This is a genomic window from Desulfobacter curvatus DSM 3379 (assembly GCF_000373985.1).
Lineage (GTDB): Bacteria > Desulfobacterota > Desulfobacteria > Desulfobacterales > Desulfobacteraceae > Desulfobacter > Desulfobacter curvatus.
In genome coordinates this window covers 1-24,571 of record NZ_KB893110.1, presented here as the reverse complement: position 1 = coordinate 24,571, position 24,571 = coordinate 1, and the positions used below count along the sequence as shown (strand labels likewise).

Annotated in this window: 15 protein-coding genes and 1 pseudogene; 13 read left to right on the top strand and 3 right to left on the bottom strand. The window is 43.1% G+C overall.

The genetic code is table 11. The features are described 5' to 3' along the window. The first annotated feature begins 613 nt into the window (after nucleotides 1–613). From B147_RS0123965 to B147_RS0123930, 8 genes are all read left to right on the top strand, one after another. Nucleotides 614–1,555, top strand: coding sequence for a methyltransferase domain-containing protein (locus tag B147_RS0123965; RefSeq protein ID WP_020589740.1), 942 nt, complete (start codon nucleotides 614–616; stop codon nucleotides 1,553–1,555). A 400-nt stretch (nucleotides 1,556–1,955) separates the two neighbouring features. After that, a complete protein-coding gene (locus B147_RS29395) occupies nucleotides 1,956–2,363 on the top strand; it encodes a serine O-acetyltransferase (protein ID WP_157238017.1) in 408 nt (135 codons plus the stop codon). Nucleotides 2,364–2,487: 124 nt separating this feature from the next. After that, nucleotides 2,488–3,639: a glycosyltransferase gene (locus B147_RS0123955; protein WP_020589738.1), complete on the top strand. Its 1,152-nt coding sequence runs from the start codon at nucleotides 2,488–2,490 to the stop codon at nucleotides 3,637–3,639. Nucleotides 3,640–3,742: 103 nt separating this feature from the next. After that, nucleotides 3,743–4,894, top strand: a complete 1,152-nt coding sequence (locus tag B147_RS0123950) for a glycosyltransferase (protein ID WP_020589737.1) — start codon at nucleotides 3,743–3,745, stop codon at nucleotides 4,892–4,894. A gap of 107 nt (nucleotides 4,895–5,001) precedes the next feature. Then, nucleotides 5,002–6,090 carry a FemAB family XrtA/PEP-CTERM system-associated protein gene (locus tag B147_RS0123945; RefSeq protein ID WP_020589736.1) on the top strand — a complete coding sequence of 363 codons (1,089 nt, stop codon included), beginning with the start codon at nucleotides 5,002–5,004 and terminating at the stop codon, nucleotides 6,088–6,090. A 37-nt stretch (nucleotides 6,091–6,127) separates the two neighbouring features. Beyond that, a complete protein-coding gene (locus B147_RS0123940) occupies nucleotides 6,128–7,393 on the top strand; it encodes a carboxylate--amine ligase (protein WP_020589735.1) in 1,266 nt (421 codons plus the stop codon). A 95-nt stretch (nucleotides 7,394–7,488) separates the two neighbouring features. Continuing rightward, the gene (locus B147_RS0123935) at nucleotides 7,489–8,493 is read left to right on the top strand and encodes a polysaccharide deacetylase family protein (protein ID WP_020589734.1); all 1,005 of its coding nucleotides are present in this window, start codon (nucleotides 7,489–7,491) and stop codon (nucleotides 8,491–8,493) included. A gap of 207 nt (nucleotides 8,494–8,700) precedes the next feature. Next, nucleotides 8,701–9,963, top strand: a complete 1,263-nt coding sequence (locus B147_RS0123930; protein ID WP_020589733.1) for a phenylacetate--CoA ligase family protein — start codon at nucleotides 8,701–8,703, stop codon at nucleotides 9,961–9,963. Here the strand turns inward: B147_RS0123930 and B147_RS0123925 are convergent. Beyond that, nucleotides 9,960–10,748, bottom strand: coding sequence for a M55 family metallopeptidase (locus B147_RS0123925; RefSeq protein ID WP_020589732.1), 789 nt, complete (start codon nucleotides 10,746–10,748; stop codon nucleotides 9,960–9,962). The genes B147_RS0123930 and B147_RS0123925 overlap by 4 nt on opposite strands. Nucleotides 10,749–10,849: 101 nt before the next feature. On the opposite strand from B147_RS0123925, the gene B147_RS0123920 reads away from it, so the two are divergent. From B147_RS0123920 to B147_RS30720, 5 genes are all read left to right on the top strand, one after another. After that, the gene (locus B147_RS0123920) at nucleotides 10,850–14,389 is read left to right on the top strand and encodes a hypothetical protein (RefSeq protein ID WP_020589731.1); all 3,540 of its coding nucleotides are present in this window, start codon (nucleotides 10,850–10,852) and stop codon (nucleotides 14,387–14,389) included. Between the two features lie 64 nt (nucleotides 14,390–14,453). Further along, on the top strand, nucleotides 14,454–15,767 hold the full coding sequence (locus tag B147_RS0123910) for a VanZ family protein (RefSeq protein ID WP_083927976.1): 1,314 nt from the start codon (nucleotides 14,454–14,456) through the stop codon (nucleotides 15,765–15,767). Continuing rightward, a complete protein-coding gene (locus tag B147_RS0123905; protein ID WP_020589728.1) occupies nucleotides 15,768–16,835 on the top strand; it encodes a CapA family protein in 1,068 nt (355 codons plus the stop codon). It begins immediately after the preceding gene. A 79-nt stretch (nucleotides 16,836–16,914) separates the two neighbouring features. Further along, on the top strand, nucleotides 16,915–18,234 hold the full coding sequence (locus tag B147_RS0123900) for a right-handed parallel beta-helix repeat-containing protein (protein ID WP_157238016.1): 1,320 nt from the start codon (nucleotides 16,915–16,917) through the stop codon (nucleotides 18,232–18,234). A 258-nt stretch (nucleotides 18,235–18,492) separates the two neighbouring features. Beyond that, the gene (locus tag B147_RS30720; protein WP_169400732.1) at nucleotides 18,493–23,466 is read left to right on the top strand and encodes a LamG-like jellyroll fold domain-containing protein; all 4,974 of its coding nucleotides are present in this window, start codon (nucleotides 18,493–18,495) and stop codon (nucleotides 23,464–23,466) included. Between the two features lie 94 nt (nucleotides 23,467–23,560). On the opposite strand, the gene B147_RS30715 is transcribed toward B147_RS30720, so the two are convergent. Beyond that, on the bottom strand, nucleotides 23,561–23,803 hold the full coding sequence (locus B147_RS30715; RefSeq protein WP_020589725.1) for a PD-(D/E)XK nuclease domain-containing protein: 243 nt from the start codon (nucleotides 23,801–23,803) through the stop codon (nucleotides 23,561–23,563). Next, nucleotides 23,804–24,571: pseudogene (locus B147_RS29825) on the bottom strand (hypothetical protein); the annotation flags it as partial. It abuts the gene before it with no gap.

Sequence of the window (24,571 nt, the reverse complement as noted above, 5' to 3'; positions counted from 1 at the left end):
ATAATAGATTAAAATACGTATGTCAAATAATATTTACATACCATTAAGGGCGCGTACATTTCTCTGTCTATAGCCTGTTTGATTAAAATGTGAGTGCGTAAAATAAAAATTGACATTTTTCAACTATTCATCGATAAGAACTTTAGACTCTCAAGGTATATAAACAAGGCTATCGAAATCCAGCCCAAGCGAAGTGATTTGTATTTTAAGGCTATGTTCCCTTTAATTGTTGAAACTAATGCCTGATAATGTCAAAAACCGCTGTAGTAAGGCTTTGAATCTGCTTTAACAGGCGTTGACGCTCTAAAATGGAAACACCTTTAACCATCTATCTTTAATTGGTTTTCAACATCTAAAGGGAACATAGCCTTATAAAATCAGAGCGTTGTAATGTTGAAATTTACAAAAAAGGGAATTATTCAAAGCTCTCATTAGGCTGGTGGTGAGTGTAAACCGACTTGGATTTTCAATCCCAAGATAGATCAGCTATTCAAGCGTGAAATGATAATGTCAAAAGGAACATGAAGAGAAACGTTAAATCTGATTAATTAGTTTTTATAGTCCAGCCCCAAAAAAGATTCTAAAAAGTTTCAAACTCAGAGAGGTCATTGCCATGAAAAAGTGGGAAGTTAAAGCGTTAATGCAATCAATATTATCGTGCATTCCTTACGGTAAAAAATTAAATAGATTTTTGCAAAAGCGAATTACAAAAAGATTAATATTAAATGATAAAAGATTTCAAACCAAATTGAAGCAATGTGCAGAGCATATTAATTTATCCCGGAAAAACTCTCTAATTTTTAAAGAACCATTCACGGCATTAGAACTTGGCACAGGATGGCATCCGATCGTTCCTATCGGGCTATGGCTATGTGGGGCCTCTCATGTATATTCTGTCGATATACAGCCTCTAATTTCTGATAATGAAGTGCAAGAAACCCTAAAATTTTTTGCCAGGTATGCTGAAAATGGACACTTAAAGAATCTATTGCCATTTGCACGAGAAGAAAAAATAAAAAAAATGAAAGAAATAATAAATCATTGCAAAGGCGGAATAGATGTTTCTGTCTTGGGTAAATTTGATATTGATATAATTGTCGGAGATGCATCGAATGTGTCCATTCCAAAAAATAAAATAGATTTTTTTGTATCAAATTGTGTACTCGAACATATAGAACCTGAGGCATTAAAAAAAATATTTAAAAGGTTTAAAAAAATCTCATCACAAAATGGGATCATGTGTCATTTGATTGATCTTGCAGACCATTACGCAGATTTTGACGGTTCTATAGGTGTATTTAATTTTTTAAAATTTTCCAATGAAGAATGGACCAAATACAATAATAGTTTTCACTATCATAACCGGCTTAGGGTCTCTGATTACAGAAATATATATGAAGAATGTGGTTTTTCAGTTGTTGATGAAATGAACAGAAGAGGGAATCTTGAAGATATTTCCAATTTACCTATTGCAAAGGAATTCCAATCTTATTCTTCAGACGATCTGTTGGTTTGGAGATCTCGAATTGTAGGAACTTCTTCTAAAAACGAATAAGCCCAAACGAATTGATGAAAAGGAATCGACTGGACTGATATATGATATATCCAGTTTTGATAGTTCGGCACCATTATTTGAAAATTTGTTCCGAAAAAATTGGAGGATAGAAACTGATGTTCATTGGGTATTGGATATCGCTTTTCAAGGTTGACCGCAGACCTGATTTTGGGTATGGTCCCACCAATTTCATCGTAGATTCAGGCAGGGACACCTAATTTGAGGAACTTCCATGATTGACTTAGATACTATTCGGGAAGATGTCCGGAGACTGCACGGGCAGGCGACTGCGTCCGGACCTGCGCGGCTCTGGTTTCAGATCTTTAGCTTGGCCTGGAAGGAACCGCTCTTCTTCCGCATCCTGGTTCTTCGCCATTATCAATGGAGTAATCGCAAGAGATTGCGCAACCTCCCCCTGATGTGGATCGCCAACTTACGCCTCAAAGCCTATGTTGAGATCAACACCCTTGCCATTGGTCCCGGCCTGCGTATCTACCACGGGGACGGAATCGTGATTGCCAGCGGTGCCGTGATCGGTCGCGGAATGACCCTTGAGCACCAGGTGACCATCGGAAACCGGATCGGCCACGAAGGTGAATTAGGGTGCCCCACGATTGGAGACGATGTTTTCATCGGTGTCGGCGCCAAGGTATTAGGTGCCATTCGTATTGGAAATAATGTTCGCATCGGTGCGAACTCAGTTGTAATCCACGATGTCCCCGACAACGCCACTGTAGTCGGAATCCCGGGAAAGGTGGTCCGCATCGCCGGCATGAGTCCAACAAAAGATGATGTTGAAACGGACTGAACCTATATTTGTTCTCTATGTACTTCAGCCGCTGGACGTTTTCTGTAGCCTGCAGAGGTAAAGATTTCGACTGTGTTTGTCCGGTGTCTTGTTTTCGGTTATTCTACTATTTTGGAGATTTATTATGAAAGGTAGGCGATTTTCAGGTAATCGTATCAATATTATGCAACTTGTGTGGAACTTGGGCATGGGAGGCCTGGAGAAGCTTGCTATTGACATATGCAGTCATCTTCCACAAGATCAATTTTCAACGTCCATATGTGTTCTTCAACCGGGAGGTGCCATGGAAAGCCGAGTCGATTCCGACCGTGTGGATCTACTATGTGTTCGGCAGAATTGCGGCAACGACCCCACGGTTCCTTTTAGACTCGCACGACTGTTGCGGAAACGGAAGATTGACGTCCTTCATTCACATGCATGGGGCACATTGCTGGAAGGCATCTTTGCGGCCAAACTGGCACGTGTGCCGGCAGTAATCCACTCAGAGCACAGCACAACCGACCGTCGACGCAGACGCATTATCGCCCAACGTGCTGGTTGGGGAATGCTGAATCAAGTCGTTGCCGTCTCGGATGCAGTTGCGGACAGGATGACAAATATCGTTAAGTATCCCAGGAACAAAATCCATGTAATTCCCAACGGCGTAGACCTTAAACAGTTTCGACGACTTAGTTCCCCAAGACAAGAATTGCGCGAACAATTTGGCCTGTCCAGTATCGAATTTCTCATCGGAATGGTGGCTCGCTTTATGCCTTTTAAAAACCATGCCGGGGTTCTGCAAGCCCTTCCCAAGCTTCATGCCGCAGGAATTGACGCGCACTTGGCGCTGGCTGGCAGCGGACCTTTACGCGAACAACTGGAAAACCTATCCGAATCGCTCGGAATAACAGATAAAGTGCATTTCCTGGGAAACATCAACGAAACTTGCCGGTTTCTGAATTCGCTTGATGTGTTTGTGTCCAACTCCACCTCCGGCGAGGGGTTATCCCTTGCCGTTCTCGAAGCGATGGCCTGCGAGGTTCCAGTACTTGCAACCGCAGTTGCGGAACACCCTAACGTTTTGAATAATGGAAGGGCTGGCAGTCTAATCCCTCCCGAAAACGAGGATGCCTTGGTTGAGGCGCTTCTTCATTTGGCAAAAAAACCGGAAGTCCTAACAGCCCTGGGTCAGGCAGGCCGACGACGTGTCTTGGATAAATACAGCTATGATGGCATGATGAAAGCCTACCAGCAATTATACAGGCGTGAGACCGGTATCGGTAGACTATACGCATGAGTGAAATATAGTCACCAAGATGATCCATTACTAATATGGGCAATGTCTGTCCACCAATAAATCGAAATTATTAACAGAGTTGTTCTGTATATATAATTAAGTTGTGAAAATTCTCTCTTTTTCATATTGCTTTCCCAATAAGGTCAATCCCAATTGGGGGATTTTTGTTTTTCAACGTCTTAAAGCGCTATCAAAGTTTGTTGATTTACAGGTTTGTTCGCCGATTCCATGGTTTCCCTTTCTGGTTCCTGGTGGAAAGGTTGTCCATGAAAATTGGAAGGGGCTTGAAATTTCAAGACCCCGGTTTTTTTATACACCTAAAATATTTAAGAACAATGACGCCCGATTTTACGCCAGGGGGATTTTGCCCTGGGTTAAAAAATTTTGTAGTGCCCGGCAGGCTGATATCTTGGACGCTCATTTTGTTTGGCCGGACGGGGTCGCTATCTCCCTAATAGCAAAACATCTTGGGATCCCATATGTGATTACGTTACGTGGGAAGCTATTTGAATGCATGAAAGAACCTTCCCAGGCCCGGCAGTGTGCTGAGGCTCTGAAGGGGGCATCTGCGGTGATAAGTGTTTCTAGCGGCCTGGCCGAGGCGGCCATTGAATTGGGCGCAGATCCAGCAAGGATAAGTATCATTCCCAATGGAGTGGATGCCGAAAATTTCAATATCAAAGACAAGAACGCCTGCAGAAAGTCACTGGGCCTACCTGAAGATAAAAAAATATTGGTTACGGTGGCTCATCTTGGTCATCGCAAAGGACACCATGAGATGATTAAGGCGCTTGCCGGTTTGCCCGAAAATGTATGCCTGGTTCTTGTAGGCGGTCCTGCTCAGGGGGGGACCCATGAGACCATCATGGCAGAAGCAAAAAAATCAGGTGTAAAAAAGCGTATTTTACTTGCAGGCCCCCAACCATATGACCAGGTGGCCAGGTATTTCAGTGCAGCTGATGCCAGTGTTTTGGCCTCCTATAGAGAAGGCTGCCCGAATGCCGTTCTGGAGAGTCTTGCCTGCGGCACACCGGTGATCGCAACAGATGTAGGCGCTGTGCGCGATATTCTACCGGTTCCTGATGCCGGTTGCATTGTACCCAGAAAACAGGTTGAGCCATTAAAAGAAAGTATTAAAAAGGTTTTGTCTACAAAATGGGATCCTAAATCTGTGCTCGAGAATAGCAGGGTCCGGTCATGGGAACAGGTAGCTCTTGAAGTCCAAATGGTGTTTAAAGAAGTAGCTGGAGAGTAAAACGGTTTCCAACAGGCTTTATATCAAACTTAATTGGGGTAACTTAAAACCGTTCAATCAAAACGTGAATTTAGTTTTTCTTGATACCCGGATAGGACCATTAGTTAATGAAAATTAAACAGTATAAATCTTTTCCTTTTAGAGATTGGGATAATTATGTTTTGTCTCATCCTGATTCCAATGTATATCATCTGTCGGGATGGAAAAATGTTATTGAGAAAACATATGGTCATAAAACTTATTATTTGGCAGCCACTGATTCAAACGAAAAAATAGTAGGAATATTACCTCTTGTACATTTAAAACACATTCTTTTTGGTAATTCCCTTGTCTCTCTGCCTTTTGTAGACATTAGTGGTATTTTATCGAATGATGAGAACGTTGAATCAATGCTGATTGATTTTGCGTTGGATTTAGGACGCCAACTAAACGCGGAATCTATAGAATTGCGTCAATCCAAGCAGCTAAACTTTTTGGATGAAGGAAAATTCCTTAGCAAAAAGGATGAAATCATTCCTGTAACAAAACTGGCAGGACATAAAGTCAGAATGGTGCTTCAATTGCCGGAATCATCTGATACTCTTTTGAAGAGCTTTAACTCAAAGTTTAGAAACAAAATCAAAAAACCGATTAAAGCAGGATTAAAATGCATAATTGGTTCAAGTGAGTTAATAGAAGACTTCTATGAAGTTTTTGCTGTAAATATGCGAGATCTTGGTTCTCCTGTTCATTCGAAACAATTATTTAAAAATATTTGCACAGAATTTCCAAATATGGTGAAAATTGGGGTGGTATATCACGACAAGCGCCCCATATCGGGGATTTTTGTGATAGAATTCAAAAAAGTAATTTTTAATCCTTGGGCGTCTTCTTTAAAGTGTTTTAGTAGTTTAAGAGCGAATACACTTCAATATTGGTGTTTGTTAAAGCATGCCTGTGACAATGGCGTTAAAAGCTTTGATTTTGGTAGATCGTCACCAGATGGGGGCACTTATGTGTTTAAAGAGAAATGGGGAGCCACCTCTCATCCTCTGTTCTGGTACCACATACCGATGGGAAATCAGCGATTTTCCAATATGAACAATATGAATGTCGACACGCCAAAATATAAAACAGCAATAAATGTATGGAAGAAACTACCCATAAAAGTTACAAAAATAATCGGCCCTGCGATACGCGGGAATATAAATTTATAACGCATTAATATAACAGGTTATTATAAATAATATTAGTATGTATGCCGTAAAACCATTTATCAAAGAGACAATCAAGGAGCATGACAGAAGGCGTAGAGTTCTTGCCATTGTCGGCGATACCCAGGTGGGACTCTGGGTGGTCAGGAACTTGGCCATGAACGGCCTGACGGTTCATTCCATTGTAAAATCAAAGCATGGACAGCCGGCTCACAGCCGCTACTCCACCAGTGCATGGGTCATAGAGTCCCCGACCTACAGCCCAGGCTTTATTGATGAAATCAAGGAGCTGGTCAAATTGCTGGATGTAGGTTCCATTATGCCTGTAGCAGAAGCATACCATAATGTTTTTATAGATGTTCGGGATCAATTTGAGCCGGATGTGCATCTGTTCTCTCCTGCCCGGAAAGTTTTCGATAAAGCAACGGACAAGGATTACATGCATGATTTATGTCAAAAATTGGGCGTTCCTGTCGCTAAAGGTATGCTTCTGGATCAGTTCATGTCCGATAAAGATGCATTGAAATTTCCTCTGGTTTTCAGGACCAGAAGACAGAACATTCAAGGAGGGCAGGCACCTTGGAAAGCCGCTTATGCAGAAGATGAAGCACAGCTCCAGACTGTCTATAACCAGGTTCGGGATTGTGCAGATAACATCATTGTTCAGGAATACTGCCCCGGGGCAGAAGACCATGTTCAGGTGATGATGTACAAAGGAGAGCCGTTTATGGTGGGGGATTATATTGGTGAACACCACATGCCCCTGGCCGGAGGGGTGACCACCCAACGAATCAGCTGCAGACACCAGCCTTTGATTGATGATGCGGTGAAGCTGTTTAAGGCCATTGGATACGAAGGATTGGGCGGGGTTCAATTCCATTACGATCCTGAAACCGACAAGTACATTTTTCTTGAAATTAACCCAAGATTTATCGGGGGAACACCGACTCTGATTATGGCAGGTTTCAACACTTCTTTTCTTTTCTGGCAGAGTCATTTTGAGCCAGAAAAAATGAAAAAAACAAAGTACCGGCTGGGATTGAGATCCAGGATTCTTGGTGGGGACGCCAACTGGATGATCGGTATGATCCGGGGGGATCAATTGCCTCCGGGCCAAACGCGTCTTGGAAAGATAGAGACTATTTTGAAATTTTTGTGGAACTGTTTTCCCTGGACAAAGGATGATGCGTTTATGCTTAGAGATCCTAAGCCTTTTATGGTTGATTTTTTTCAGATGGCTAAGAAACTGGGGGCCCAGGGGCATGATATTATAGGCAATCCGGTATCTCAGGATCGTAAGCATTGATTATATCCGCAGCTTACGCAGATAGTTGCCGGTAAGTATATAGCTAAAGAATGCTTGTTAGCAATCTGGACATTGCAGATGAAAGAATTTGAATAATGAAACCGGGTATATTAGTTACATTTGATGTCGAGTGTAGCATGGGCGGGGCCTGGGGTACCGATCTTAAGCCGATCCCACCGTCAAAAGGCATGATGGGGGAATATGGTACCAGGCAATTCGGTATCCCGCTGATCTGTGAAATTTTGAATCGATATGATGTTAAAGCCACGTTTTTTCTGGAACCATTTAACGAAGAACTTGGATATCCGGGAGAGACAGAACCGGTTTGTCACTATTTGATGGCGCACGGCCAGGACGTGCAGCTCCATGTCCATCCAGGTCACTATCATTACGGTCTCCAGCGCCAGGGAAAGCCCTTCAAGATGACGGACCAGATTGCAGAACTGCCCCTGGAACTTCAGCAGCAGATGGTTTCAGAAGGTGCTGACAAGCTTACCGCATGGACAGGCCAAAACCCTATTGCCTTTAGGGCAGGAAACATGGGGGCGTCTGACGATACTCTAAAAGCTCTTCCCAAAGCCGGAATATGGATGGACAGCAGTTATACTTTTCCCTATGTGGGCGGGCAGTGCTTGTTTAAAGACAAAGAGAGGTATAACGGTTCAAAATGGTATGGAGATGTGCTTGAGGTTGCTTTGTCCGGATTTCGCCAGCCAAACTGGCCCGGACTCTATCCCAGTAAGCCTGTGGACTTGATGGGATCATCCTTTGAAGAGTGCCGGGATGCTGTAAAGATGATCTGTGATGCCGGGGCGGATGCTGTTTTGATTCTGCACAGTTTCAGCCTGTTCAAAGTAAAGGATAAACAGTATAATGGTGGAAAACTGAACCGGATTGTCACCCGGCGGTTTGAAAAATTCTGCAAATGGCTGGCTGATAACAAGACACGGTATCCAGACCGAACATTTTCTCAATTGGGAAAAATGGTCAAAGAAGAGGGATATTCTCCGAAGTCAGTCAAACCCAGCCTGATCAACAAGCCGGTTAGGGCATTGACCCGGAAGGTTGTCCAGGGATTAAATAATTTCTACTTTTTTTAACTTGTTGTATCCGCAGATACGGGTTCTGTCGATAAAAAATTTGTTAATTATCTACGGAAATCTGCGTGATCTGCGGATGAAAGAATTTGAATAATGATACCCGCTATTGCCAGAAATATATTTCGTTTACAGGAGCGTTTACTGGGACGCCCCAGCTTCCAAATCCTTAATGAATTGAATCAGAGTCAATGGTGGTCAAAGGACCGAATGGAGGAATTAAAGCAGAATCGATTAAATGCCTTAATTAATGCCGCATATATCCATACCACCTATTGGAAAGAACTCATGGATTCCATGCAGATCAAGCCTGGCGATATCCGGACATTAAAAGATCTGCAACAATTCCCTTTATTGGAAAAAGATACCCTGCGTGAAAAACGAGAGCAGATGGTTTGGAGAAACGAGGGTAAACGTGTTCAATTAGTGCGGACCAGCGGCTCTACCAATGAAGCTCTGGAATTCTATACGTCTTCCAGCAGAGAAGCCCACATCAATGCAGCCAGGATGCGGGGCCATGAATGGGTTGGTGTCCGCAGGGGAGAAAAAGAGATGTATTACTGGGGATCCCCTGTGGAATTGAGCAAACAGGACAAGATCAAGCAGTTCAGGGATTTTCTTATTAATGACGGGCTATCCAACGGTTTTGAACTGAATAAGGAACGGGTCCGGCAATATGTCTCCCACTGGATGGCATGGAAGCCCAAATGCCTGTTTGGATATCCTTCCACTTTTGTGTTGACGGTTTCCATGTGCCAGGCCATGGGGATTGATCTTGACCGGTTGAAAGATCGCGGTCTTCATGTAATTATTACCACGTCTGAAATGCTTTCGGATGTTGACCGTGATTTGATCAGCAAAGCGTTCGGAGTGCCGGTGTTTGACTCTTACGGGTTGCGAGAAGGAGGACTCATAGGGCACGAATGCGAACAGGGGACCATGCACTGCATGGATGAGCAGGTGATCCTTGAAACCATTGATCCTGAAACCCTTGAACCCACTGCTGTACAGGGAGAACTGGTTATCACTAATATTGTAGGCAAGGCGTTTCCTATAATCCGTTACAGGACAGGCGATATTGTTACACTTTCACAAAAAGAGTGCGCCTGCGGCAGAAAACTGTCCTCAGTTAAAATAAGCGGCGGCAGAGCTGTGGAATTTATTGTAACCAAAACGGGAAAATGGGTGGTTGGGTATTCTTTTATCTATATCGCCAGAATGGTAAAAGGCATTGTTAAATTCCAGGTTGTCCAGGAAGAACTGGGTGAGATTAGAATCCGGCTTGCTGTGGACACCAGATTCCCTGAAGACGGTAAAGACCAGGTCAGAAAACTGGCTCAAACCCGTTTAAACAGTGACGACAAGATCCATGTGGAAATAGTCGACGATATTGAACCGGCGCCTTCTGGAAAATACCGGCCGGTCATCAGTAAAGTAGCTGAACAGCTTTACAAAGAACAGTCCTTTACCTAACAATTCCACTCCAGCATACTGCCAAGTTCTTTAACTATTGTTTTTGGGCCGGTGGGCCACCATCCCCGGCGTCTGTATACTAATGCTTTAACGGTCTGGAAAACGGTTCTAAAATCAATTTCCAGATGGATCGGTGACTGAAATTTCAGCGGTTTCGTCTTCTGTATATCTTTCACTGCCCGGCAGATACCTGAGTAAATTTCCTCCTGAACCATATGGGGGTGCTTGCTCAAGGCGCAGTTCCTTCCCATCCCCTGTTTGGTTATGACCGTTTCTATCCACGGCATGAAGGCTAAAGCCTCCCGGCATCCTTTATCGTCGCTGGAAACGAAGATTACGGGTACACCGAACTCCCCTGCCACAGCACCATCCAGTGCAATCTCCCCGACAGTCCGATCATTGGCCCGAATATTTTTGTAAGCCTCTGAGCTGTATGTATGTGCCAGTATGGCATTTTGTGTTCCTTCCATAGCGTGGTACCCAATCATTACGACCCCTGAGAACCGGTTGTCCAGCCCGGGAAACCGACGGGCAAATCCTTTTCCCAGAATAAGCATGCACCTTTTGTCAAGCTGATCGATACAAATATTAAGGCCTTGACCGTGACTGTCCCAGACCCAGACCTCTTCTGCGCCTGAATCAAATAGCCCCCGGGCAGCGGCATTGACTTCAAGGGTGGCCTCCCGGCAGGCAAACGCATAGTCCCGGGAAACGGTAAGGGCTTTGCCGGGGCTACCTACAACGCAGGCCGGACCTTCGCAGTCAACAGCTATAATGAATTTCATTAGGTAATTCCTTGAACTATAAATAGCATTTTAATTTTAGCTCGGCATTGAATTGCATATAATTACAAAAATGTAAACCATTTGGTAATGGGGTTTCAAATATGGGTAAACTATTAAATTATAAAAACAGTACTTTTATGGTGCTTTTTATAATTTTATTGCCTTTTATAAATACGACACAAGCTATTTCATCAGAAAATGAATTAAAAAATAAGTATCTTGAAATTTTAGAAAATGGGGTAGATTGTTTTGAACCATTCTATAAAGAAACCTCTTCGACGTCGAATACGGGTTTTTTTGATCTCAGAGACTATGGTAACTGGACTCACCCAAGAAACGAATCCTATCATACGCTTTGTATTATCCCCGGCAATGGTCAGGTTGTTTTGAGCTATGCCGTCCTCCTGAAATATTCTCCTAAAGAATTTTTTGGACAAGGTCATTATAGTAGAAAAATAATTTTTGATCACCTTGTGAAAACCATTCGATGGATCTGTTTAACTAGTTCTTATGTTTCAGAACCAATTCCATTTCTTCCTGAGGCAAGGGATGATATTCGCGATGGAAAGCAATGGCACAGAAAATGGGGGCTACGACAGGATTTGTTAGGCTATCTCAGTGTGGGGGCAGCGTTGATTTGGCCTGATTTGACAAAAGAAACCAGAAGCCAGCTCGGCAAAGTGTTCGCCGGTACTGGGATTAAAGGGAGATTGACACGCTCATCAACCCCAAAAGGAAACGGTAACCATGATCAGGTTAAACAAGATTTAAGCAGCACTATTGGGGCTGCATTTCTTCTGAGTAAACATCCGGATAATGATAAATACTGGGAATTTATTACAGGTGCCGGAATTGATATGGTCAGCACAGTTAACGATTTGGTTTCCGATGAAATTGTAGAAGGTAAGAAGGTTAAATCCATAGCCTCCGGTGCCAACTTGAACTCTGACTATTCAAGCTTCCATCATAACCATCCAAGTGTATGGTACGGAATTGATCTAATCTTTGAGGGTCGATCCTATGTTGAAATTCTGTCAAAACTAACCGGATTGGATGTGCCTGAAACATATACATACAATGGCAACGGGTTTGATGGAGTCTATAAATATGCCATGATTTTATCGACTAAGTCTGGTGTGATCAACCATCTACGATCCCCAGAATATGACAGTTCTTATGGTGCCGGATTATTGGCTTTTTGTTATGGCGGCATAATAAAGAACGATTCTACGTCAATAGAACTAGAAAAAAATGCTGCCGATATTCTGGCAGAGCACACTAAGGCTATTGGTCAGTATGATTATCATCGCGGTTCATGGGCTAAAGCTGCTATGGCATTTCTTATGCACGAATTGCATCCCCCCATAAAAGTTGAACAAGGCATTGCTGAAAATTTGAATGGCTGCCACTACTTCAACACACTTCGTGCAATCATTTTTCGCGGTCACAATTCTTGGACCAGTTTTGTTTGGGGAAGTGATCATGGAGAACCCGAATCTTCAGGGGCTGGAGGACAGGTTATTCCGCTTAGATTAAAAAAACCTTTGATTTATAATACATCTGATTCATTGAGTGGTTCTATTTTAGAACATCGCCCGTTGTCTATTTATTTGGTATTATTCGTCTGTTCTATCAGCTGTGCGATTGCCTCGTATCTTACCGTGAAAAACAGCTTTCAGCTTCGTATTTTTACTTTTTTATGTTTCCTGTTTTTGCAGTCTCTATTGTTCATTGGTGCAGTTGATTTCTTTTTCACTTTGCCATTGCAAGTTCCAAGAGCGGTTATACCTAGATTTATTTTGGCATTCTGGGGCATTTTATGGATGTTGGGTGGAAGTATTTTTGTATGGCAACGAGAAAAAATCAGCCCAGCACGTGAGGTGCCTATAACTCAAGTAACAAACAGTTTTATGTTTTCTTTGCTAATCATACCTGTATCCATCTTTCTTATGATAAGGACTCCTTGGATTGAATTTTTAAATTTTCGATCAATTTTTAGTGCTGTATGGGTATTTGCCATAATTATCATTTCAAGTTTTTTTATGTTGTTCAATAAACCAGATAATCGCACTTTTTTAAGAATTGCGTTCCTTCTTATTTTTCTTTTTTTAGTTTTAAATACAGTATTGCAACTCCATAGCCAAACATTGGAACCATTCTATTTGCGCCTTGTTTCAATAAGAAATATCCAAAGAATTCAAATTGCTGGGATCGCAAGCGTTATGGTCTTGTCAGGCGGTATAATCATTAGTTTTATTTCTAATAAAAAATCCATCGTCATCAACTCTATTTTTCTTTCAGGAGTTTTCGTTTTTTCTGCAATGTCTGTAGCAATATTATCATTTGGCCGCTTTGATATACCAAAAATCGAACGAATGGAAAAAGAGTTGTCTGATGATGGATTTTCAACTATTGGGCAAACTAGTTCTAAATTAGCAACAAAACAGCAGGCCTTTTTTTGTTTTGACAGAGGGCCTTCCATAACTTTCTTAAAAATATGGAGCAAAAAAGATGGTTTTATAAAATATTCCGGCCTCCCTGTTTCATTTTACCAACGTGATAATTTTGTAACTTCTCGCCCAATAAGTTATGAACATGGAAAGAAACAGATTCCTTTTTTAAATGACGCTAAGAGCAACTGGTGGTGTCTGGATAACAAATTAGGTTTACTGTTTACAGGAGGAGAGGAGATTGTTTCTGGTGCCCGGAGAATTGGTCAAAATTGGGCGCGGACAGAGTCTTACCTTGACAAAATGGATGTGGTTTACGCGTCTCCTTTGAGGAAAAAAGTAAATGAGGGGGATCTGATCATAGAAATAGCAGCCGTTTTAAAACCGAATGCTAATACACCTGATTTAAAGCAGATGAGATCAGATGCAAATCAAATCCGGATTACAAATCTTCCAAAAGATTGGGCGGCGACATTGTTCCCAGTAAAAAATTTGGGTCTTTTTTGGGCGGTAGCCAGTTTTTCAACACAGTCAGCAAAAGCAGGTGTAACATTGTCTTTTAATGAATGGGCACCGGTCCTATCTTCGGGAGGCATAATTGAGGCCGGACAATTAAAGATTGAGCCTCGACTTCAAACCTTTGGGGCGATACGGGATAGCTCCTGCCTATTGGCTCAAAATGTTTCAGATTCAAAAGTTTATGCAAAGAAAGTGAATGATAACAATTATAAAATTGTATCAGAAAATAGTGGTACTGTCGTTATTAAATTGAAATGGTGGGGGCCAAAGATTAAAAAGGCAGTAATGACGGATGAAAATGGTGAAAGATTTTTTATCGGGGGAAAACTAACTGAAGAAAATGGTATTAAGGTCGAATTCAATAAAGAGTGCTGTTTGGAAATCACAACAGAAGATAGTTTAGATACCTTTCCTCCTTTTGTTGAGGTGGCATCTCCTATTGTATCCGATAATAATCAGTTGAAAATTATCGTAAATTCAAAAGATCGTTCCGGTTTAAATTATGTGCAGTTATTCATGGATGGCAAAGGTTTGTCGGCAATACAGAATCCTCCTTACGAATGGATTGTAACGCCTGAAAATAACATTCATAATTTTTACGCAATCGCCGTTGATAAATCTGACGCATTAAACAAAAGGCGGTCTTTTTCAACTATCTGGCAAAATTATTAATGATACATTAGTATTAACGAGTTTCAAACAAAAAGAAAAAACTAATTTCTGTTAAAATAAATTAATGTGTAAATTCTACGATAGATTTCATGTGTCATTGCTATCAGTCTTGGGGGCGGGATATGCAATATTATTGATTTATGCCAGCCTAATGCCCTTTGATTTTTCGTTTGAAAGTAGTTGGAGCGGGCAATATAGATTATTCTGGAGTTATTGGCCTTTCAATCCGGGAGCCAGGATCAGCGGCTCCGATGTGCTCAGCAATCTGGTATTATATACACCTTTGGGGTGGATGATAACTGTTCGCCTCAGGTTATCGAATTTTAATTCATTTTTTTCTTTGATAGCGTCAAGTATTATTTGTTTTCTAATAAGTTTTTCTATCGAAATGCTCCAAATATTTACTATTTCAAGGGTGGCGAGCGGCTCTGACTGGCTGTTGAATACCATTAGTGGGACAGCGGGAAGTTGTTTGGGGTTGGTTGCAGGAAAAAAGGTGTGGATTTCCGGCATTAACTGGTTGAAAAACAGTTGGCAGAGAAAGCCAGTAGTCATCGCCGCTCTGATACTTGCCGGATTGATGGCGGCAGATGCACTGTCTCCGTTTATGCCCACGATTCTGCTGACACAAGTGGGCCGGAATTTTAAAAGGTCTCTTTTTTCTCTGGATTTGGGATTTGCAGCTCATCCCTGGCATTGGTGGGTGATTAAAGTCGGATTGGTTTATGGGTGTTTGACCCTGCTTTTCAGTTCTTGCCTGGAAAATAAATTTCGATTTTTAAGGTTAGCCCAGGCGTTTTTTGTTGTGAGCCTATTTTGTTTATCTCTTGAAGTGGGGAAACTGTTCATTGTGTCCCGCTTTTTTAATGCTGCCAATGTGATTTCAGGATGGCTGGGGTGTATTGGTGGATTGGGAATAGGACTTTTATCCGGGAAACGGAAAAATATTGAGAAATTAAATTGGGGGATTGCCCTGATACTATTATATATTTTTTATCTTGCATGGTTTCCTTTTGATTTTAACTGGCGTATAGAACTGATACCAGCAAGGCTGCCGTCTGTTTTAAAACTACTTCCCTTATACGACTATGCTATGGGAGCAACCCTGAACCATGCCAGATTGTTTGTTCAAAGTATATTTTTGACGGCCATACTGGTATATCTGTTAAAGATACGATTTGGGTGGTTTAAACAGGCCGGTTACGGTATGTGGACGGCAGCTTTTTTTTGTGCTGTTCTTGGTATACTTCAGGAAGGCGGCCAGCTTTTTCTTGCATCGCGATATCCCTCTGCTACAGATATTTATTGCTTTGCAGCAGGGGGCTGCCTAGGTGCCGTGGTCAGACTTTGTCCGAAAAATGTCGAGATGCGAGTATAGATGAAAAATACAACAATACAATTTGCTGCAGTCGGAGATCTTCTGTTGACGGCCCGGTCCAGTGACCAGCCTGGCAGAGGCCTTGAAGCACTCTCTGATGAAATTCAATCCCTTTTTAAGTCGCGTGACCTGGTGGTTGCCAATCTGGAATGCACTCTTGAAGGGGATGAAAAGATTCCCACAGAACCCCGGGTGCTGACAACGGAACCTCAGATTCTTTCTCTTGAACAGTCCGGAATTGACTGTGTCTCCCTGGGAAACAACCATGCCTTTGACTGTTATGATCAGGGTTTCATACGTTTAAGGGAAATGTTGTCCGGCATCGACATCAGGTGGTGCGGGGCAGGATTAAACATTCACGAGGCAATAGAACCGGTTGTATACGATATTCAAGGAATACGACTGGCCATTTTAGGCGTCGTGGACAGATCCAGTGGGATAGACCGGTTTGCAGGGGAACGCAACAGCGGCGTAACACCACTTGAAACCGAAAAGGTGTGCCGTCGAATAAATGAATTAAAACAGACAGTGGACCATATCATTGTTTCTCCCCATTGGGGCATGGAGCGGTTTCGGATTCCTTCACCGGCCCAGATGGACCAGGCCAAGGCTTTTGCCGATGCCGGTGCATCATTGGTGCTTGGACATCATCCCCATGTGGTTCAGGGCATGGAGATGGTCGGAAATATGCCTGTGATTTACTCTCTTGGAAATTTTATGTCCAGTCATGTCTACTGGGACAGCGGAGACTATCTGAACTGGAACAGATTTGAGCGGGTTGGTTGCATATTTATGTGTGAATTCAGCAAAGACCGCCTACTCAACGCGGAACAGGTCCCCGTATATGATGACGGTGTTTGTATCAAAATTGATAAAACCGGTTGGGGGAAAAAATGTATTGCAAAAGCCAACCGTCTTCTGGATTCGGGAGTGACACAGACAACCTATGACCGTGAGGCATTCCGGGTGAACAAGGTTTTGCCGGTGCTTTCCCATTTGAACCTGCAGGATTTAAAAAAAATTCGGCCTCGACATTTTATCAAGGTCTATAAAAAACTGGTATCATAAATAAAGAGGTGATCCTATGAAAACTTTCTTTTTTTGGGGAGAGATAATTTCTCTCCTATTGTTAGGGGCAAGTTCGATTGTGTCTGCAAATGCGTTTGATGGGGATGATCAAAATTCCGAAATCGGGGATCAAATAATCCAGGTGTCTGATCTCACCTCTCTCAGGTCTGCTCTTTCTAAAGCAAAACCCGGCGACCAAATTTTAATTACCCAAGGGATTTATGATGGTGGTTTTGGCCTTAAGAACACCCAGGGGACAAAAGAGCGCCCCATTGTGATTGCCGGAAACGATCCTGAGTTTCCTCCCGTGTTTCAAGGCCGGGGCGGAGCTGTGAAGATGAGCCGGGTAGGATATGTAAAGATAAAAAACATCAGGATCGAAAGACGTTCCGACAATGGAATCAATATTGATGACGGAGGTAATTATGCGCAACCTTCTCATCATATCATTCTGGAAAATCTTCAAATAAGTGAGATAGGAAAAACAGGGAATATAGATGCCATCAAAATGTCAGGCGTGGATTATTTTGTCGTCAGAAATTGTAGAATGCAGGGATGGGGAGGTTCAGGCATTGACTTTGTGGGATGCCATAACGGGGTTGTTCAGGGTTGCACTTTTGAGGGGGTACCCGGATATCGAACCAAAAACGCCATACAAATTAAAGGCGGTTCCAGCCGGGTTTTGGTTGAGAATAATGCGTTTATCAATTGTGGAGAACGAACCATCAGCATAGGCGGAAATACAGGGAAGCCTTATTTTAGACCCCAAAATACAAATTTTGAAGCTGAGAACATAATTATCGCGGGAAACAAATTCATCGGCGGAGAGGCGCACATCGCATGGGTGACCAGCCGCAATTCCCATGTGCATCATAATATTTTTTACCTTCCGGAAAAATATGTCGGCCGAATTCTTCAGGAAACAAAAAATAGTCATTTTATCTTGTGCCGGAAAGGTTTTTTCGAGGCCAACATGGTGGTGACCGATGGACGCGTCCGGGCTTTTTTTAACATCGGGCCCAATACCCAGCCGGAAACCTTTTCTTTTTCAGGAAATGCATGGTATCGGTTTCAATCAGATAAAAAACCGGATCTGCCTACGATGGAACTTAACGGAATATATGATGTATATCCTGACTTGCTTAATTTTGGGACGGTAGAAATGCGGATCGGATCAAAGTCAGATAAATTGAAGAATGTCGGGCCCAGGGCCTACACCCCATGGAACCATGGTACTGATTTTGAGGATATAGTCCTCCCTGAAGCAAAATGGATTGAGCCGTCTCAAAAATCCGGCCGTCTTCCCATGCAGATGACGATTGCGGGGGGACTTTTGGTCTTTAGTTTTTTAGTGGTAATGATCCGGCGCATAAGAAAAAAAAAGCTATTTCCACAATAACAGACATGGGCTGATCTGATTTATCAGCATCCAGGCTCACCCACAACAAAGCATGAAAGTAATTTAATAACTTATTGAGACTGTCATATAAACAAAACACGGAACATTCGAGTTTATTGGCACAGGTTTTCAATGTATTACGATTAAAGGTAAAGTATGTTTTGTAAAAAATTTTTGAAAAGTCTGGCTACGGCGCTTTATATCTTTATATTAACTTCAAACCTATATGCAGACACCCCAACCTACACAATGGGTCAAATGGATGACGTGCTGACTGTCAGCGAAGGAGAGATGCTTGATTTTTCATTGCTTCCGCCTTCGGGTTTCGGGCCGGATGTCCAATGGACGGTTACCGGCCTGCCGGATGACCGGACGTTCTATCCCATCCCCGCGTTTCCTGGTGCCGAAGGATTTGGAGCCCGAGCATCAGGCGGACGTGGGGGGAAAGTGATTAAAGTCACCAATCTGAACAGGGAGGGGCCGGGAAGTCTGGCCGAAGCCCTGATGACGGATGGCCCGCGCATTATTGTTTTCGACGTGAGTGGTGTTATTAAAGGGGCAAAACCATTTGGTGGATGGATTATTCCTAAATCTGCAAGACTTTATACGGAAAATGCCCCGGTCACCATTGCGGCCCAGACGGCGCCGGGAGCCGGTATTACAATTGAGGGGCAGCTGAGTCTGACCAAAGGTGACGGTGGCGAAGCAACAGATAATGCCGTCGTCAGGTTCTTACGTATCCGGACACCCTATCATCGCAACGGTGTCGGTGACTGCATCTCTGCTTACGGAAGCAATACGATCCTTGATCATGTATCCGGTGCCTGGGGAAACGATGAAAATTTTGACTTATCCAATTTGGACCATGGTTCGGTTCAATGGTGCGGAATCGAAGAGTCTGCCGGATACGGGGGGCCTTGGGAAGTATACATCGATAAAGATGAAGACGGCATGTATGATTTCTGGGAGGCCAAAGTACTTGATTTCAGCACCACCGATGATATCGATGATTATATTTTAGATGTTGTGGCGGACGGGGATCTTGATGGTGACGGGGTAACCAATATCGAAGAGTACCACAACGGAACCAATCCATTGGTTGCCGGTTCAGAATACGATCCGGCGTGGGACCCGGGATACGATTCAGACCGTGACGGATTGCTGGACTGGTGGGAACAGCAGGTGATTGATGCCGATTCAACAGACAATATCAATGACCTCACAGATATTCGCCCAGAGGATGATCTTGACGGCGACCTTGCTTCCAATAAAGAGGAGCATGACAATGGAACCACCCCCCTTCAAAAACCAACTCATAATTATGGCATGATCGTCGGTTATGATGCTGTTAATTTAAGTACCCACCATAATTTTTTTGCCCATCACAGCAGACGAGCGCCTCTTTCCGGTGTGGAAGTGCTGGATCATCGAAACAATGTGATCTACAACTTTTCCACAGCCGGTATCTTTCATCCTGTAACTGAGAATAATCAGAGACCTGGAGAATTGTTTAAAGTCAATTATGCCGAAAATTATTTCAAAGCCGGCCCTAACGACCCTAAACTCAACGATTCCACGGTGTGGGTGGCGCCTTGGATTGAGTTGGGACGCGCCTTGATTTACGATGGGGGCAGCTATTTTGATATGTACGACGATCCTTCTGGCTACCTCGATATTTTTGATCGTTCAATCCGAATCGGTCTGACCACCTATTCCAGTGCAGGTGAATATCGTGCTCAAGATGAATATCCTGCGGCCAGGGTCACGACACAGACCGCCGAGACTGCTTATGGTCTGGTCCTATCCCATGCCGGTGCTTTGCCGAAAGATGCTGTCACCCGGAGAAATGTCCAGGACATTAAAGATCGCACAGGTCATTGGGGCAAAAAAATGCCGACGGGTGGACTTATGGAGGGCCTGTCCCCAGGAACAGCGCCCCTTGACTCGGATAACGATGGAATGCCCGACAACTGGGAAACCGCTCACGGTTTGAATCCAAACGATGCAACGGATGCAGGCATAATTGTGAAGCACGGAGAATCTGTGCTGACCTATGCTGGCAGTGATATACAGGGCACGGAAAACAGATATAAAGGATACACTTATATCGAATATTATATTAACGAAATAGCTGATCAACTTATCCTCAAAGAGCTTCTTGCCAACGGTTATGATCATACATATCTGCCGGGGTATGGTATTGAGGTGAAGCCAACAGTTAATTGGACACCGGGTTATGATGAGGCCGGTACTTATCCGATAACCATCACAGCCACCGACGGAAAACAAACCATTACCGAGCAGGTAACAATTACCGTGCAGGATCAAAACCGGGCGCCGTATATATATTCAGCCATGTACAAGGAAAACGGTACTTCGATGAGCAACCATCAGACCAATTTTGTCGAAGTCGGGCAGCGTCTCTATTTTGAATTTTATGCCGGTGACGTTGATGAATTTGAGGATGGTGACTCGTATACCGTGGAATTCATCAACGCACCGGATGGTTACATATCCAGAGATACCGGAATTAAGCGAGAAGACATGAAAGGCAGTACCGTTTTCCATGTACACACTTTTGAGTGGATTCCGGATCCAAATGATGTCGGCTGGAAAAATACCGTGGAAATCAAATTGACGGACAGCCATGGACGTTCGTATTCAAAATTTTTCATTCTGGAAGTCAGTGAGGCGGATGTTCCGGTCCACAAAATAGATGCCAAGGTCTGTGACCACGGGACCATCTCTCCAGATGGGACGGTTTATGCACAGGATGGTGATTCCCGCACATTTACGATTACACCGGATGATGGGTATGTGGTTTCCGACATCCTTATTGATGGTGATTCTACAGACATAAAATATGTCAACACTTATATATTGGAAGGAATCACCAGTGATCATACGATTCAACCCGTTTTCGTCTATGATCCGGACAGTATCAACGGTGTTATCCTGGACATGAAATTTAACGGCAACATGAACGATGATTCCGGTCTGGGTAACCACGGCAGTACTTCAGGAGAGAGCCAGCCGACATTGACTGCCGACAGATATGGAGTTTCTGGCAAAGCCTATTATTTCGATGGTGTTGATGATTATATTGAGGTGATGAACAATGACTATTTCAGTACGCCTGTTTTTACCATCGCAGCATGGGTCTATTCAAATAAGGATTGGTACAACTCAAGTTATATAGTCAGTAAGAACAATGGCGGGGGAACCAATACTATTTGCATGTATAATGCTTGGGATAACTTATACGCCTGCGGAACCGGGTATCCCCGGGTTGAAAATATTTTGCATGACCGCGAAAACGAGTGGCTGCACATAGCCCTTGTTCGCAATCTCACATCTACAGATTTTTATCTGAACGGTGTATATCAAGGTAGTTACGAATCAGTACCCGGTAAGGATAATGCCAATAACCTTCTCATCGGAGCAAAAAGCGGCCTCGCCTATTTCTTCAACGGTATCATTGATGAAGTAAAAATGTGGGGTCGGACCTTAACCGCAGAACAGATTGCCGGCATCACGGATTACAGCATCGTCACCCAGTCGGTTCCCATTTGTACGGAGTTTGTTTATTCTGACTGGGGTGAATGTCAATCCGGCGGTAACCGATCCAGAACCATTGTTGCGTCATTGCCTGAGGGATGTTCCGGAGGCAATCCGGTCCTCACTGAAAGCTGCAATTATATGGCACCCTGCGGTGACAATGTCTGTGATGAGGGGGAAACATGCATCTCCTGTCCCGATGACTGCGGGGTTTGTTCTGAATGCACGGAAAGCGACTGGTCTTACTCTGACGGAGAATGTCAGACAAACGGGACGTTTGTCCGCACCTGGACGAAAACAAATATGACTTGCAATGGTGGAATCACCCATCCAACCACTGAAACCATTGCTTGTACCGGAGATATTCCTGTTGCGGCGTTTACAGCCGACCGATCTTCAGGTACGGCACCATTGACAGTGAACTTTTCCGATTTATCTACAAATAATCCAACCTCCTGGTTCTGGACTTTTGATGGAGGAACGCCTTCCACAAGTACCAGTCAAAACCCAAGTGCGGTTTATAACGATGCCGGAATCTATTCGGTTTCGCTGGTAGTCACAAACGATGTTGGTCAGCAGGATATGGAAACCAAAGAAGCGTTCATTTCCGTGGAAAGCTCTGCCGGGACTGGGACTGATTTATGCCCCGACGATCCTTTGAAAACTGAACCTGGAATCTGTGGATGCGGTGTTCCAGATGAGGATACGGACGCAGATGGTGTGGTGAATTGCCCGGTAAAAATCAAAGCAAATTGCTCAACAGCCCCAGGCCCATGCTATAATTCCTTATCCGATCTTCAATTCGAATACGTTGAAAAGGATCTGGTCGCCTCCAATAAGGAAATCGACATTGAATGTTATAATGATTGGCCTGACGGCCTTTCAGATTCGTTTGTTCTGGAAGGCTGGACAACGGATGATAGCCATCACTTGAATATATATACGCCCCCGGCAGAACGGCACAACGGTATGGTGAAAGATGCCAATGGCAATTACACCGGATTTGCCATTGAACTAACCGATTTCATCCGAATCCATGCCGACTATACTGTTGTGGATGGAATTATTTTTAATCTCATGGGTAATGGCTCCCACGTAGAACTGGGTGCTTGGCAAAAGGGCGGAAAAAAGTCTATTTTTAAAAACAATATTGTCATTAACGCCAGATACCGCCATCTTTATCTGGGGGACTATCAACAAATTCAGGTGTACAATAATTTTTTCATCAATGAGAACTCATTTTACTCAGCCTATGGTGCCATTGACTGCGGACCAACAAATGACCGCTACTACCATGAAATATATAACAACAGCATATACATTGATGGTAGTTTCAGTGGAATTGTTGGAGGCAAATATTATAACGGTTTAACAATTACAAACAATATTTGTTACCAATCAGGTACGGCAACAGAGTGTTTTACCAATATTGATGAGGATTATTTTTCAAACAATATATCTTCGGACACCACAGGAAATCTGATTGACATGACGCTTGATGATATATTGTTTACCTCTACCACTGACGAACAGATTGACTTGCACCTTCAGCCTGATTCAATTGCAGTCGGTTCCGGACTGGATTTATCTTCTGAATTTTCCGAGGATATAGATGGAGAGATCCGAATCCAAGATAGCTGGAGTATTGGCGGTGACGATCTATTGCTTGATTAATTTTATAGTCCCCCACTCCAGGCGGGGGACTCGAACAATTTATGGAGATCTTTTATGATTTCCCTGAAACGGCCTATTCACAATAGGTATTTTTTCAAATTTTTTCCCATTCGAACCGTGTGATGTTGCGGCCCTCCTTACTGAATTCTATGCCGACAAGATAAATTTCTCTGCCGGTATATTGTTCATGATACTTTTTTTCTTTGATCTGTGCCAGAGCCCGTGAAGAATCTGTGAGTTCGTTTACCTTGAATTCAAAGATGCATGTTTTTTCATTAAAAAGAACCGCCATGTCCAATTGACCGTGGTTGGTTGTTTCTTCTGCCCTTACATCCAATCATAGGGCTGTGAAGTAGCAGTAAACAATGGAACAATAATAACCTTCATATCCGGCAAGATCGTTTTTGTGGTACCAGTCGTTAGGAATTGATGCAAAAAAGGAATAAAAACTTTGTTTCAGACTATCCAGGTCATTTAATGCCAGAATATCAAGCATGTTCAATTGGGTTTGATCCTTTTCCTGGCCGGCCCGGGTTAAATCAGCCAGCAAAGCATCATTGAATGCATATTTGACCTCATGATTCGGGAATCCTAATTTGTAATAAATACCTCCAGGATAAGGTATGGTTTTTCTTATGGTTAAATAGCCGGTTTGAAAAAGAAGGGGGGACGGCTCAATACAATCAACATCAAAGCTTCCCATAAAGGTGTCCGTAATTTTGACTTTTTCCAGAAATGCTGCGGGAATGGCTTTTTCCCTGATGAGGTGAATTAAAAATGTAGGAGTTCCAGATTCAAACCAATAGGGTTTGAACTGTTTCCTATCCAGATAAAGAAGAATATTAAAGGGGTTGTAAACCGGGTCGGATAAAAAGCAATAGCCATTGTACCACAATTTAAGCAGATTAAGGTCAACATCTTTTAAATATTGATCAAATACAACCGTTAATTCTTTTTGTGTATAACCACAAAGGGTTCCGTACCGTTTATCAAGTGAAATATCATTCAGGCAGTGCTGACGCATAAATAATAAAAGGTCGGCCGAAGTTGTTCCGCCCACTCCTTTTTGGGAAAATTCCGCCTTTCCTTCTTTCAGAAGGCATCG

Bases quoted from the DNA above. Each gene is read 5' to 3' on its own strand.
- B147_RS0123920 (WP_020589731.1), top strand. From the start codon at position 10,850: ATGGGTAAACTATTAAATTATAAAAACAGTACTTTTATGGTGCTTTTT.
- B147_RS0123965 (WP_020589740.1), top strand. From the start codon at position 614: ATGAAAAAGTGGGAAGTTAAAGCGTTAATGCAATCAATATTATCGTGC.
- B147_RS0123935 (WP_020589734.1), top strand. From the start codon at position 7,489: ATGAAACCGGGTATATTAGTTACATTTGATGTCGAGTGTAGCATGGGC.
- B147_RS0123945 (WP_020589736.1), top strand. From the start codon at position 5,002: ATGAAAATTAAACAGTATAAATCTTTTCCTTTTAGAGATTGGGATAAT.
- B147_RS0123940 (WP_020589735.1), top strand. From the start codon at position 6,128: ATGTATGCCGTAAAACCATTTATCAAAGAGACAATCAAGGAGCATGAC.
- B147_RS0123955 (WP_020589738.1), top strand. From the start codon at position 2,488: ATGAAAGGTAGGCGATTTTCAGGTAATCGTATCAATATTATGCAACTT.
- B147_RS30720 (WP_169400732.1), top strand. From the start codon at position 18,493: ATGGATGACGTGCTGACTGTCAGCGAAGGAGAGATGCTTGATTTTTCA.
- B147_RS0123925 (WP_020589732.1), bottom strand. From the start codon at position 10,748: ATGAAATTCATTATAGCTGTTGACTGCGAAGGTCCGGCCTGCGTTGTA.
- B147_RS0123930 (WP_020589733.1), top strand. From the start codon at position 8,701: ATGGAGGAATTAAAGCAGAATCGATTAAATGCCTTAATTAATGCCGCA.
- B147_RS0123910 (WP_083927976.1), top strand. From the start codon at position 14,454: ATGTGTAAATTCTACGATAGATTTCATGTGTCATTGCTATCAGTCTTG.
- B147_RS0123905 (WP_020589728.1), top strand. From the start codon at position 15,768: ATGAAAAATACAACAATACAATTTGCTGCAGTCGGAGATCTTCTGTTG.